The organism is Pseudomonas sp. R3-57, from assembly GCF_051132065.1.
In the GTDB taxonomy this organism is placed as follows: domain Bacteria; phylum Pseudomonadota; class Gammaproteobacteria; order Pseudomonadales; family Pseudomonadaceae; genus Aquipseudomonas.
The window spans coordinates 1,366,024-1,378,584 of the sequence record NZ_CP071655.1 but is presented as its reverse complement, the minus strand read 5'-3'; the positions used below and the strand labels follow the sequence as shown (position 1 = coordinate 1,378,584).

Genomic DNA, 12,561 nt, shown 5'->3' with positions numbered 1-12,561 from the left:
CATGCTGCCGACTTCCCGTACCCTGCGTCTGTCGTTGTATACCCTGCTGATCATCGCCGGTACCGCACTGGCCGCGACGCTGGCGATCCGTCACGCCGAACGTCAGGCACTGGAAGAAGACGCCGCCCGCGCCAATCAGCAACTGGCGCTGTATGCCAACTCGCTGCACACCCTGATCGACCGCTACCGCGCCCTGCCCGCCGTGCTGGCGCTGGACCCGCAACTGCGTACTGCGCTGACAGGTCCGGTGGATGCCGAAGAACAAGCGGCGCTGAACCTGAAACTGGAAAAGATCAACGGCGCGGCACAGTCCTCGACCCTGGAATTGCTTGATCGTAGCGGTCTGGCCGTGGCGGCGAGCAACTGGCGGTTGCCGAGCAGTTACGTTGGCCACAACTACGGTTTTCGCCCGTACTTCAGCCAGACCCGCACCCAAGGCAGCGGGCGGTTTTATGCGGTGGGCGTGACCAGCGGGATTCCCGGCTATTTCCTTTCCAGTGCAGTACTCAGCGACAACGACGAGTTTCTCGGCGCAATGGTAGTCAAGCTGGAGTTCCCGGAGCTTGAGCGCGAGTGGCGCCAGGGCAGCGACACGCTGCTGGTCAGCGACGCACGCGGGATCATTTTCATCGCCAATCAGCCGGGCTGGCGCTATCGCGCGCTGCGGCCGTTGAGTGCCAGCGACATGGCCGAAATCAAGGCCACGCGGCAGTACGACAAACAGACATTGCTGCCGTTGACGCATCTGGCGCTGCGCCGTTTCGATGACAACAGCGACCTGCGCCGCGTCGAAGGCCCGGACGGCACCGCCGATTATTTGTGGGAATCGCTGCCGCTGGCCGCCGAAGGCTGGACCCTGCATCTGCTGCGCCGTCCGCAGGTGGCGTTCGAAGACCTGCGCAATGCCGGGCTGGCCGCCGCCGGGGTGTGGCTGGCAGTGGTGTTTCTGTTGCTGCTTCTCAATCAGCGCTGGCGCCTGTCGAAGATCCGCCAGCGCAACCGCGAAGAGCTGGAACGGCTGGTGGAGGAACGCACCCGCGACCTGCGCACCGCGCAAGAAGGTCTGGTGCAATCGGCCAAACTGGCCGCGCTCGGGCAAATGTCCGCCGCGCTGGCCCATGAAATCAATCAACCGCTGACCGCTCAGCGCATGCAACTGGCGACGCTGCGCTTGCTGCTCGAACACGGCCGCGTCGACGATGCCTACAAAGCGCTGAAACCGGTGGACGACATGCTCACGCGCATGGCCGCCCTCACCGGCCATCTCAAGACCTTCGCGCGCAAGAGCCCCAGCGGTTTGCGTGAACGCCTGGACTTGGCGACCGTGGTCGATCAGGCCTTGCAACTGCTCGATGCACGGCTGCGTGACGAACAGGTCAGCCTGGTGCTGCACCTGACCCGCCCGGCATGGGTGCGCGGTGATGCAATTCGCCTCGAACAGGTATTGATCAACCTGCTGCGCAACGCACTGGATGCGATGCACGGCAAACCCTGCAAGCGTCTGGAAATCCGCCTGCAGGCCGATGAGCAACTGTGGCACCTGAGCGTCAGCGACAATGGCGGCGGGATTGCCGAAGAACATCTGGCCCAGGTGTTCGACCCGTTCTTCACCACCAAACCGGTGGGTGATGGTCTGGGCCTTGGCCTGGCGGTATCGTTCGCCATCGTGCATGAATCCGGCGGCCGCCTGAGCGCCGAGAATGGCGACGCTGGCGCGGTGTTCAGCCTGACCTTGCCGATCGATCTGGAGGCACACATCTGATGCTCAATTCGGTGATGGTGGTCGATGACGAAAGCAGCATTCGCAGCGCCGTCGAACAGTGGCTGAACCTGTCGGGGTTCGAGGTGCAACTGTTCAGCCGTGCCGAAGAATGCCTCGCCGCCCTGCCCGCGCACTTTGCCGGGGTAATCCTCAGCGACGTGCGCATGCCCGGCATGGGCGGGCTGGCGTTATTGGCCGATGTGCAGAAACGCGATGCCGATCTGCCGGTGATTCTGCTTACCGGCCACGGCGATGTGCCGATGGCGGTCGAAGCGATGCGCGACGGCGCCTACGACTTCCTGGAAAAACCGTTCAGCCCGGAGAGCCTGCTGGGCAGCTTGCGCCGGGCGCTGGACAAACGTCGCCTGGTTCTGGAGAACCGCGCGCTGCACGAACAGGCCGACCACCGCGCCAGACTCGATGCGACCCTGCTCGGCGTTTCCCGTGGCTTGCAGACCCTGCGCCGGCAAGTGCTGGATCTGGCCGCGTTGCCGGTCAACGTGCTGATTCGCGGCGAAACCGGCAGCGGCAAAGAACTGGTCGCGCGCTGCCTGCATGATTTCGGCCCGCGCGCAGACAAGCCGTTTGTGGCGCTGAACTGCGCGGCGATCCCCGAGCAACTGTTCGAAGCCGAGTTGTTCGGCCACGAGAGCGGCGCGTTCACCGGTGCCTCGGGCAAGCGCATCGGCAAACTCGAATATGCCGATGGCGGCACGCTGTTTCTCGACGAGATCGAAAGCATGCCCCTGGCCCAGCAAGTGAAACTGCTGCGGGTGTTGCAGGAGCAAAAGCTGGAACGGCTGGGCTCGAACCAGAGCATCCGCGTCGATCTGCGGATTGTCGCGGCGACCAAGCCTGACCTGCTCGACGAAGCGCGCGCCGGACGCTTTCGCGAAGATCTGGCCTATCGCCTGAATGTCGCCGAGCTGCGCTTGCCGCCGCTGCGCGAGCGCCGCGAAGACATTCCGTTGCTCTTCGACACCTTCGCCCGCCAGGCCGCCGAGCGCCTCGGTCGCACCTTTGCGCCGTTGAGCGGCGCGCAGCTGAGTCACCTGCTCAGCCATGACTGGCCGGGTAACGTGCGCGAACTGGCGAACGTTGCCGAACGCCAGATACTGGGGCTGGATGAACCGGTGCCGGGGATCGATCCCGGGCAATCGCTAGCCGCACAGCAGGAAGCGTTTGAGGCGCAATGTCTACGTGCGGCGCTGACCCGGCACAAAGGTGATGTGAAAGCGGTGCTTGAGGAGCTGCAACTGCCGCGCCGCACGTTCAATGAAAAAATGCAGCGGCATGGGTTGAGTCGGGAGATGTTTCTGGCCGAATGATTTTGTGTGGGCTGAACCATCCCCCTCACCCCAACCCTCTCCCCCAAGGGGCGAGGGGTAAAGGGAGCTGATCTTCACGCTTTTCAAAACCTGAGTTCGACTCGATAGCTCAGGTCGGTGCACCTCGAACAATCCACTCAATCAGTCCCCTCTCCCCTTGGGAGAGGGCTAGGGTGAGGGCTGTTGATCTTTACGCCGATAAGCGGAAATCCGCTCACGCAGCCAAATTGGTCGGCACAAATCCGCTCACGCTTTCCTGCCACCCCCTCTAAACCGGCCCTCCCCCCCGTTGGCACAGCTCCTGCTATAGCCCCGGCAGGCTGCGTTTCGACGCGCTTCACAAAAACAATTAAACGAAGGATCCTTCGATGGATAACTCCAACGCCCTGCCACTTGGGTCGGCGGCTGCGCCGATCAAAGCAAGAACCACCGCCAGCCGGATCAAATCGATCTTCAGCGGTTCCGTCGGCAACATGGTCGAGTGGTACGACTGGTACGTGTATGCCGCCTTCTCGCTGTACTTCGCAAAAACCTTCTTTCCCGCCGGTTCCACCACTGCGCAGTTGATGAATACTGCGGCGATCTTCGCCGTCGGCTTTCTGATGCGTCCGATCGGCGGTTGGCTGATGGGCATGTACGCCGACAAGGTCGGCCGCAAGAAAGCCCTGATGGCCTCGGTCTACCTGATGTGCTTCGGCTCGCTGCTGATCGCGCTGAGCCCGAACTACGAAACCATCGGCATCGGCGCGCCGATCCTGCTGGTGTTCGCCCGTCTGCTGCAAGGCCTGTCGGTCGGTGGCGAATACGGCACCTCGGCCACTTACCTCTCGGAGATGGCGACCAAGGAACGTCGTGGCTTCTTCTCCAGTTTCCAGTACGTGACCCTGATCTCTGGCCAGCTCATCGCGCTGGGCGTATTGATCGTGCTGCAGAACACGCTGACCACTGAGCAACTGTACGCGTGGGGCTGGCGCATTCCGTTCGCCATCGGCGCGCTGTGTGCCGTGGTTGCGCTCTACCTGCGTCGCGGCATGGAAGAAACCGAGTCGTTCACCAAGAAAGAAAAGTCCAAGGAAAGCGCGATGCGCACCTTGATGCGTCACCCCAAAGAGCTGTTGACCGTGGTCGGCCTGACCATGGGCGGCACGCTGGCGTTCTATACCTACACCACCTACATGCAGAAATATCTGGTCAACACGGTGGGCATGAGCATTTCCGATTCGACCACCATTTCCGCCGCCACGCTGTTCCTGTTCATGTGTCTGCAACCGATCATCGGCGGCCTGTCGGACAAGATCGGTCGTCGCCCGATCCTGATCGCGTTTGGTGTCCTGGGGACGATCTTCACCGTGCCGATCCTGATGACCCTGCACACCATCCAGACCTGGTGGGGCGCGTTCTTCCTGATCATGGCGGCGCTGATCATCGTCAGTGGCTACACCTCGATCAACGCGGTGGTCAAAGCCGAACTGTTCCCGACCGAAATCCGTGCCCTGGGCGTCGGCCTGCCGTACGCACTGACCGTGTCGATCTTCGGCGGCACCGCCGAATACATCGCGCTGTGGTTCAAGAGCATCGGCATGGAAACCGGTTACTACTGGTACGTGACCGCGTGCATCGCCGTGTCGTTACTGGTGTACATCACCATGAAGGACACCCAGAAGCATTCGCGCATTGTGACTGACTGATCGGGTTCACAACGCCACTGCAACGGTGGCTTTGCTGGCCCTTCGCGAGCAGGCTCGCTCCTACACTGGATCGGTGGTTGCACCAATCCCTTGTAAGAGTGAGCCTGCTCGCGATAGGGCTCCACGGTCTACAGGCTTAAGAATCAACCTCCCCCTGAAATCGATTAATCGCTAATTAATCCCGCCACCGCATCCTGCCCCTACCTGATCGATGACCTGCGCGACGCTCGCTCCTGCGAAGAAAGCGAAAAACATGCGCCGCCCTTAATATCAAGTTAATCGATAGTTTTTAGCATTAATTTGCGATTTTCAATCACTTTAATTGGCGTAGCATCTAACCCATGCAAGACACACACGCCAACTCATCCGGAGTAGCCGCCATGAAAACCCGACTGATGCTTGCCCTGACCCTGTCCGTACTGGCTGCCAACACCTTCGCTGCCGATGGCTCGGACCGAACCAAATCCGCCGACTTCATTTCCGGCGCCACTGCTGCCATCGAAACCAGCCATTCGAGCACTTATGCCGCGGACGGTTTCGACAAGACCCACATTGGCAAAACCGTCGCCGCCGATGGTTTCGACAAAACCGGTACGGCCGACGCAATCAGCTGAGTCACCGCAGTCCTCACACAGCCCGGCTCAGTCCGGGCTTGCTCATTTTCGGGCATTGCAAACATACCTGTGGGAGCGAGCCTGCTCGCGATAGCGCCATATCAGTCAATGCAGTTGTAACTGATACACCGCTATCGCCAGCAGGCTGGCTCCCACAGGGGATTTGCATCTGGCTGGAAATCTGCGACGTGGGCTTGCACTATGTAGCGCTCGAAAAACATTTCGCAGGACCACCCGCCATGCCCGATGACATCCACTTCTACGAACCCGCCAACGGCCACGGCCTGCCACACGATCCGTTCAACGCCATCGTCGGCCCGCGGCCCATCGGCTGGATTTCCTCGCAGAGTGCCGAAGGTCAGCTCAACCTGGCGCCTTACAGTTTTTTCAACGCGTTCAACTACATTCCGCCGATCATTGGCTTTTCCAGCGTCGGTCGCAAAGACAGCCTGAACAACATCGAGCAGACCGGCGAATTCGCCTGGAACCTCGCCACGCGGCCACTGGCCGAGCAGATGAACCAGAGCTGCGCGATGGTCGCGCCTGAGGTGAACGAGTTCGAACTGGCGGGATTGACGACCGTAGCGTCGAAGGTGATCGCCGTGCCGCGCGTGGCGCAAAGCCCGGTGTCCTTCGAGTGCAAGGTCACGCAGATCATTCAGTTGCAGCGCGCCGATGGCGAAACGGTGCCGAGCTGGCTGATCCTCGGCGAAGTGGTCGCCGTGCACATCGCCAAGTGGTTGCTGAAAGACGGCATCTACGACACCGCCGCGGCCCAACCGATTTTGCGCGGCGGCGGGCCGGCGGATTATTTCCAGTTGGGGCCGGAGGCGCTGTTCAAGATGTGGCGTCCGGGCGCAGGCAAGTAAACGCTTACCAGATCAACTCGGCGTCATCAGTGACGCCCTTGAGTTTGTCCAGCTCATTGATCGCGGCGTCGTCGGCGGCAATCGCACCGGGGAACACTTGCTCATCGAGCAGTTTGTGAAAGCGTGGCGCACCGCCATCGACCAGGGCCTTGACCGCGATTGCCGCGTAATAACCCTTGTTGCCGCCCAACTCGACGGGGACCACTGCGGAAACCGCTTCGAAGCGTTCGAACTCTTTACGTGCCATGTCACACATCCCGGCTCAGACAAATAAGCCGGCCATTAAACCCTCAACCGACGAGTTTGTGTACCGGCGCCGGGCACTGGCGCAGGGCTTGTGCAGCCGAGACGTCGCGGAAGGTGTGAAAATCGAGGCTGTTGACCACCAGGTCCTGCACCAGCTCGGCGAAAACTTCCATCGATGGACTATTGAAATAGGCGGTCATCATCGGCTGACTGCTCCAGAACCCGGACACCAGCCACAGCTCTGGATCGCACTGCGATTGTTGCAAGGAAAAACTCAGGCAACCGGGTGCCGATCGTGAAACTTCGATCAACGCGCTCAGGCGCACACCGAGTTCCGCCGAACGCCCGGCTTGGGCACGAACGAAGGCCATGTGACTGACAGGCATCTGCTTGGACATGATCAACCCTCCATGAAATCGCGTGGCAGCCAGGGACGGGCTGCGACTGAAGCAAAGATTAAGCGCCGAGCCGTTTGCGCCGTTAGTCGATTCCTGTCGACGAGTTGCCCAATCCTGCGTGGCTGCGCGCTGCACCTGTAACAAGCTGTAAATCCGTGTCACAGGCTTGTCATACGGTGTATCAAGCAAGTTTGCCGGGCTGCGTCCTGCTGTGGCTCGGCAGCCAGGCAAGCGCCGGCAGAATCAGGCAAGCATTTGACAGAATGTGTCTACCGCTCGCGCTTGCACAAACTTATGCTCTGCTGCATTCCACCTCACCTGCCGAGGATGCCGTGCATGACGTCATTCGATCGTTTTCAAGCCGAACCCACTGCTGACATGGAAAAACAGCGCGCGGAGCTGGCGGCAATCATTCGCCGCAACACCAGCGACGATGGCAGCTACCAGACCGCCATTGGCTCGCTGTTCATGTCGCGTCACACCAAATCCCACGACTTCGCCCCGGTGCTTGCGCAACCGGCGCTGTGCATCATGGCGCAGGGGCGCAAAGAGGTGCGGCTGGCCGACGAATTCTTCAATTACGACCCGCTGAATTACCTGGTGGTATCGGTTTCGATGCCGCTGAGCGGGCGCGTGGTCAATGTCTCGCCGGACGAACCGATCCTCGCCGTGCGCCTGGATATCGACCCGACCGAAATCACCGCGCTGATCGCCGACGCCGGCCCGATGGGCGTACCGACCCGGCCGACCGGGCGTGGCCTGTACGTGGAGCGCATCGACAGTTCGATGCTCGACGCGGTGCTGCGTCTGGCCCGACTGCTCGATGCACCGAAAGACATCGCCATGCTCGCGCCGCTGATTCGCCGCGAGATTCTCTATCGCCTGCTGCGCAGTCCGCAGGGCCATCGCTTGTACGAAATCGCGATTGCCAACAGCCAGAGCCATCGCATCAGCCAGGCGATCAAATGGCTCAACGGCAACTTCGAGCAGCCGCTGCGCATCGATGATCTGGCCAAAGAAGTGAACCTCAGCGTCTCGACCCTGCATCACCGCTTCAAGGCGATGACGGCGATGAGTCCGTTGCAGTATCAGAAGCAATTGCGCTTGCAAGAGGCGCGGCGCCTGATGCTGACCGAAGGGCTGGAAGCGTCGGCCGCGGGGTACCGCGTGGGCTATGAAAGCCCGTCGCAATTCAGCCGCGAGTACAGCCGCCTGTTTGGCGCGCCGCCGCTTAGAGATCTGGCGCGGTTGCGGCTGACGGTCTGATACCGACATTGCGCTGTGTCGACTGACGCCATCGCTGGCAAGCCAGCTCCCACAGGGTTTTATGCTGAACAGAGAATTTGTGCACACCCCGAAAAACCTGTGGGAGCTGGCTTGCCAGCGATGGGGTCAGTCAAGACAACCTCAATCCAAAATCAGGCACCGAGCACCCGGCACGCCTCAGCCGGCAAGGTCACCGACACCGGATGCCCAACCCCCAGTCCGATCCCCTGACACGGCGTGCTCAGCGCAGTAAACGTCACCCCCGAACATTCCACCGTGGTTTCGATGGTCGCGCCGATATCGCGCACGAACGTCACCTTGCCCAGCAAACGATTCCCCGCCGTTGCCTGCGCGGCAGACAGTTGCAGGTCCTCCGGGCGGATCAGCATTTTCACTTTTTGCCCGACGACGATACTGCTGCAGATCGGTACCTGCAGCGCATCACCGCCCGGCAGGCTGACCTTGCCGTCGCCCAGTGCCGTGGCCGCAAAAATATTGCCCGAGCCAATGAAGTCAGCGACAAACTCGTTGGCCGGATGGCGATAGATTTCGATCGGCGTCCCTACCTGCTGGACCTTTTGCTCGCCCAGCACCACGACGATATCGGCCATGGTCATCGCCTCGCGCTGATCGTGGGTGACCATGATCGTGGTGATGTTAAGGCGTTGCTGCAGTTGGCGGATTTCCACCTGCATCGATTCGCGCAGTTTGGCGTCGAGCGCCGACAAAGGCTCGTCGAGCAACAGAATCTTCGGATGCGAGGCGATCGCCCGGGCAATCGCCACGCGCTGGCGTTGCCCGCCGGAAAGCTTCGCCACCGGGCGATCGATCATGGCCTGCAACTGGATCAGCTCGAGCAACTCCACCACGCGTTTTTGCTGGTCAGCCTTGCTCACGCCGCGCAGTTTCAGCGGATAGGCAATGTTCTCGCCCACCGTCATGTGCGGGAACAACGCCAGCGACTGGAACACCATGCCGAAGTTGCGCAGGTGCGCCGGGGTGTGGCCGATGTCTTCGCCATCGAGGCGAATCTCGCCGCCGCTAAGGGTTTCCAGGCCGGCGATCATCCGCAGCAAAGTGGTTTTGCCGCAGCCGGAAGGGCCGAGAAAACACACCAGCTTGCCTTCCGGCAAATGCAGGTTGACGTCTTGTACCGCGCACGCCGAACCGTAGAATTTTTCGACGTTTTCCAAAATCAGACCAGTCATGTTGCACCTCAAATCAAAAGGAAACGCCGCCCTCGCCCACCAGCTTCTCCAGCGCCCAGATCAGGACGAAGTCGATCAGCACGATCAGCACGGCAAACGAGAACACGGTAGGGTCGAGCGATGACACGGTGCGGCTGTACATCCAGATCGGCACGGTCATGACGTCGATGGTGTAGAGGAAATAGGTCACGGTGAATTCGTTGAACGAGACGATGAACGCCAGCAGCATGCCCGCCAGAATCCCCGATTTCATCAACGGCACCACCACATCGATGATCGCCCGCAGTGGCGAGGCACCGAGCATCCGCGCCGCCTCTTCGACTTCGCTGCCAATGGAAAGCATCGCTGCAGTGCAATTTTTCACCACGAACGGCAACGCCAGAATCACATGGGCGATCACCAGCCGCGAAGTGGTCATATGGAACGGCAGGCTGTCGAACACCAGCAGCAACGCAAGCCCCAGCACTACCATCGGAAACACCAGCGGCAGCGACATCAGCTGCAGGGCTACGGCCTTGCCGCGAAACTCGCAGCGGGTCAGCGCATAGGCCGCCGGTACCGCAATCAACGTAGCGAAGATCATGGTCAGGCATGCCACCACCAGGCTGGTGGCCATGGCCTGGCCGAGGCTCAGTACGTCGCTGGCGTCCGGCGACACAAAAGTGTGCCAGGCCGCCTTGTACCACTGCAGGCTGTAGCTGCTCGGCGGGAAATCGAGGTTCGACGCGCCGCTGAACGACATCACGATCATGGTCAGGATCGGCAACACCGCCAACAGCAGAATGCACCCGGAAAGAATGCCGGCGAACTTGCCGGTATCGCCGGGCAGCAACGCCATGCGCTTTTTGCTCAGAACACTCATTGCGAAGCCTCCAGCAGACGCCGACGACGGCCGGTGATGTATTCGGATAACGTCATGATCAGCAGCGTGGTGACGATCAACACCACCCCGGCTGCTGACGCGGCGGGCCAGTTCATCAGCGGGGCGATCTGGTCATGCACCATCACCGCCAGCATCGGCACGCGCCGGCCGCCGAGCAGTAGCGGCACGACGAAACTGCTGGCGTTGTAGGCGAACACCAGCGTCGCACCGGTAATGATCCCCGGCAGACTCATCGGTAACACCACCTGACGGAACACTTGAAAACGACTGGCGCCGAGGGTTGCCGCCGCTTCCTCGTAACTGCGCGCGACACCGCGCATGGCGCTGGCGATCGGTAGCACGGCCAGCGGGAACGCGGTCTGCACCAGGCCCATGAGCACGCCGTTCTGGTTGTACAGCAACATGATCGGCCGCTTGATCAGGCCCAGGCCCATCAGCGCCTGGTTGAGCATGCCGGCGGGGCCCAGGATCACCAGCCAGCCGTAGCTTTGCAGCAGCAGATTGACCAGCAACGGCAACAGCACCGCAGCGAGAAAAATCCGCCGCACGAACGGCGAGGTCAGCCGCGACATGGTGTACGCCACCGGGATCGCCAGCAGCACGGCGATCACCGCGCTGATCAGCGCCAGACGCAACGTCAGCAGCAAGGATTTCAGGTAATAGGGTTCGAGCAACTGCGCGTAACTGGCGAGGCTGAAACCGCTCCATTCCGCGCCTTTGGTGCCAACGCTCATGCGCAGCACCAGCAGGCTGGCGGCGATCAGCACGCCGAGAAACAGCATCGACGGTGAAAGGAAAAGCCACGCCCGCGCGGTCGGTGAAACAGCGCGCGCCGGGCGCCCGGCAGCGGCGCCGACCGCTTGGGTCAGGGATTGATGTTCCATAGCAATGATCTCGTCAATGGAAAAACAACTGACGAACACGACTCTTCAAACCACCCCCGATCCCTTGTAGGAGTGAGCCTGCTCGCGATAGCGGTGTGTCAGTCACCTTGATAGGTTGACGGGTATGACGCTATCGCGAGCAGGCTCACTCCTACAGGGGGTTGCGGTGTTCTGAAGACTGGTGTTCGGCTCAGGAAGAAAAAATTTCCGTATAGCGACGAATCCATTGATCATGCACGGTCGCCAGGAAGGCGTTGTCGTGCATGATCGCCTTTTCGGCGATCTGCTCCGGGGTGAGGATGAACGGGCTCTTGCGCGCTTCGGCGGAAATGATCGCCTTGGCGTTTACCGGGCCGTTGAAGATGTCTTCGGCCATTTTGCCCTGCACCAGCGGGTCCAGAGAGTGATTGATGAAGGCGTAGGCCAGGTCGGTGTCGCCGGGACGGTTCTTCGGCATCACCGAAAGCATCAGGTCGGTGTAGAAACCTTCCTTCATGCCGAACGTGGCACCGAGGCCGTAGTTCGGATCACGAATCTGCTTGGGGAAAAATGCCGGCGCGTACAAGCCGCCCATGTCCAGCGAACCGGTGCGGAACAGCTCGGCAATCTGATTGGGGTTTTCGCCGAGCGTCACCACGCGGTCCTTCAGTTCAGCGAGTTTCTTGAAGCCCGGTTCGATGTTGTGTTCGTCACCGCCGGCCAGTTTCGCGGCGATGATGATCAGGTCCATGGCCTCGGTCCAGTTCGGCGGCGGCAGGAAAATGTTCGGCGCCAGATCGGCGTCCCAAAGGGCGGCGTAACTGGTCGGTGCTTCTTTCTGCGTACGAGTGCTGTAGACCAGACTGTTGCACCACAGCAGATAACCGATGCCGTGGCCATTGGCGCCGGTGCGGTATTGCTCCGGCACGTCGATCAGGTTGGGAATGCGGTTGAGGTCGGGTTTTTCCAGCAGCCCGGCGGCGGCCAGACCTTCGGCGCCGACGCCCGCCAGGGTGATGATGTCGTACTGCGGACGATCGCCGCCGGCCTTGAGTTTGGCGACCATTTCCGAGGTGCTGCCGGTGCGGTCGGCGATGACCTTGGCGCCGGTTTTGGCCTCAAACGTTGCGGCGATGTTACGCAGTGCAGCCAGGCCGGTGTCATCCGACCAGGTCAGCAAGCGCAGGGTCTTGCCGGCGAAACGCGTGTCGCTGGCACTTGCCCGGATGAAGGGCATGCTCAGGGCGGCCGCAGCCACCGAGGCGACGCCGACGGTTTTGATGAATTGACGCCTGTTCAGATCGTGCTCGCCCATGACGGACTCCCTTTGTTCTTTTAAGTATGAGATTGGTCGCAACCGTTGCATCCGCGCGGCCGGATCCGCGCCAGGCCCCGTGTTACAAGGGCTTGAGCGCTGCCGACGGGTTCATCCTGAG

The 12,561-nt window shown here is 61.1% G+C and carries 12 protein-coding genes; 6 read left to right on the top strand and 6 right to left on the bottom strand.

The genetic code is table 11. The features are described from left to right. Window position 1: 1 nt before the first annotated feature. From J3P93_RS06360 to J3P93_RS06340, 5 genes are all read left to right on the top strand, one after another. Window positions 2–1,762, top strand: a complete 1,761-nt coding sequence (locus J3P93_RS06360; RefSeq protein ID WP_434598301.1) for an ATP-binding protein — start codon at window positions 2–4, stop codon at window positions 1,760–1,762. Next, window positions 1,762–3,090 carry a sigma-54-dependent transcriptional regulator gene (locus J3P93_RS06355; RefSeq protein ID WP_434595928.1) on the top strand — a complete coding sequence of 443 codons (1,329 nt, stop codon included), beginning with the start codon at window positions 1,762–1,764 and terminating at the stop codon, window positions 3,088–3,090. The genes J3P93_RS06360 and J3P93_RS06355 overlap by 1 nt, the downstream gene beginning before the upstream one ends. Before the next feature lie 368 nt (window positions 3,091–3,458). Further along, entirely contained in the window at window positions 3,459–4,778 is a 1,320-nt protein-coding gene (locus J3P93_RS06350) for an MFS transporter (protein ID WP_434595926.1), read from the top strand. A gap of 380 nt (window positions 4,779–5,158) precedes the next feature. Next, window positions 5,159–5,392, top strand: a complete 234-nt coding sequence (locus J3P93_RS06345) for a hypothetical protein (RefSeq protein ID WP_434595924.1) — start codon at window positions 5,159–5,161, stop codon at window positions 5,390–5,392. Window positions 5,393–5,631: 239 nt separating this feature from the next. Beyond that, complete coding sequence (locus tag J3P93_RS06340) at window positions 5,632–6,261, top strand: flavin reductase family protein (RefSeq protein ID WP_206415153.1); 630 nt, start codon at window positions 5,632–5,634, stop codon at window positions 6,259–6,261. A 4-nt stretch (window positions 6,262–6,265) separates the two neighbouring features. Here J3P93_RS06340 and J3P93_RS06335 read toward each other — a convergent pair whose 3' ends face one another. Then, window positions 6,266–6,508, bottom strand: a complete 243-nt coding sequence (locus J3P93_RS06335; RefSeq protein ID WP_016773447.1) for a hypothetical protein — start codon at window positions 6,506–6,508, stop codon at window positions 6,266–6,268. 43 nt (window positions 6,509–6,551) lie between these two features. Next, entirely contained in the window at window positions 6,552–6,905 is a 354-nt protein-coding gene (locus J3P93_RS06330) for an antibiotic biosynthesis monooxygenase family protein (protein ID WP_093098867.1), read from the bottom strand. Window positions 6,906–7,241: 336 nt separating this feature from the next. On the opposite strand from J3P93_RS06330, the gene J3P93_RS06325 reads away from it, so the two are divergent. After that, window positions 7,242–8,171, top strand: coding sequence for an AraC family transcriptional regulator N-terminal domain-containing protein (locus tag J3P93_RS06325; RefSeq protein ID WP_434595921.1), 930 nt, complete (start codon window positions 7,242–7,244; stop codon window positions 8,169–8,171). A 152-nt stretch (window positions 8,172–8,323) separates the two neighbouring features. On the opposite strand, the gene J3P93_RS06320 is transcribed toward J3P93_RS06325, so the two are convergent. The 4 genes from J3P93_RS06320 to J3P93_RS06305 all read right to left on the bottom strand — a co-directional run bounded on the left by J3P93_RS06320 (window position 8,324) and on the right by J3P93_RS06305 (window position 12,440). After that, a complete protein-coding gene (locus tag J3P93_RS06320; protein ID WP_434595919.1) occupies window positions 8,324–9,379 on the bottom strand; it encodes an ABC transporter ATP-binding protein in 1,056 nt (351 codons plus the stop codon). A 13-nt stretch (window positions 9,380–9,392) separates the two neighbouring features. Then, window positions 9,393–10,241: an ABC transporter permease gene (locus J3P93_RS06315; RefSeq protein WP_434595917.1), complete on the bottom strand. Its 849-nt coding sequence runs from the start codon at window positions 10,239–10,241 to the stop codon at window positions 9,393–9,395. Next, window positions 10,238–11,146, bottom strand: a complete 909-nt coding sequence (locus J3P93_RS06310; RefSeq protein ID WP_434595915.1) for an ABC transporter permease — start codon at window positions 11,144–11,146, stop codon at window positions 10,238–10,240. Before J3P93_RS06310 ends, J3P93_RS06315 begins: the two co-directional genes overlap by 4 nt. Window positions 11,147–11,336: 190 nt before the next feature. Next, complete coding sequence (locus J3P93_RS06305; protein ID WP_434595914.1) at window positions 11,337–12,440, bottom strand: ABC transporter substrate-binding protein; 1,104 nt, start codon at window positions 12,438–12,440, stop codon at window positions 11,337–11,339. Window positions 12,441–12,561: the final 121 nt, after the last annotated feature.

Bases quoted from the DNA above. Each gene is read 5' to 3' on its own strand.
- J3P93_RS06360 (WP_434598301.1), top strand. From the start codon at position 2: ATGCTGCCGACTTCCCGTACCCTGCGTCTGTCGTTGTATACCCTGCTG.
- J3P93_RS06355 (WP_434595928.1), top strand. From the start codon at position 1,762: ATGCTCAATTCGGTGATGGTGGTCGATGACGAAAGCAGCATTCGCAGC.
- J3P93_RS06350 (WP_434595926.1), top strand. From the start codon at position 3,459: ATGGATAACTCCAACGCCCTGCCACTTGGGTCGGCGGCTGCGCCGATC.
- J3P93_RS06345 (WP_434595924.1), top strand. From the start codon at position 5,159: ATGAAAACCCGACTGATGCTTGCCCTGACCCTGTCCGTACTGGCTGCC.
- J3P93_RS06340 (WP_206415153.1), top strand. From the start codon at position 5,632: ATGCCCGATGACATCCACTTCTACGAACCCGCCAACGGCCACGGCCTG.
- J3P93_RS06335 (WP_016773447.1), bottom strand. From the start codon at position 6,508: ATGGCACGTAAAGAGTTCGAACGCTTCGAAGCGGTTTCCGCAGTGGTC.
- J3P93_RS06330 (WP_093098867.1), bottom strand. From the start codon at position 6,905: ATGTCCAAGCAGATGCCTGTCAGTCACATGGCCTTCGTTCGTGCCCAA.
- J3P93_RS06325 (WP_434595921.1), top strand. From the start codon at position 7,242: ATGACGTCATTCGATCGTTTTCAAGCCGAACCCACTGCTGACATGGAA.
- J3P93_RS06320 (WP_434595919.1), bottom strand. From the start codon at position 9,379: ATGACTGGTCTGATTTTGGAAAACGTCGAAAAATTCTACGGTTCGGCG.
- J3P93_RS06315 (WP_434595917.1), bottom strand. From the start codon at position 10,241: ATGAGTGTTCTGAGCAAAAAGCGCATGGCGTTGCTGCCCGGCGATACC.
- J3P93_RS06310 (WP_434595915.1), bottom strand. From the start codon at position 11,146: ATGGAACATCAATCCCTGACCCAAGCGGTCGGCGCCGCTGCCGGGCGC.
- J3P93_RS06305 (WP_434595914.1), bottom strand. From the start codon at position 12,440: ATGGGCGAGCACGATCTGAACAGGCGTCAATTCATCAAAACCGTCGGC.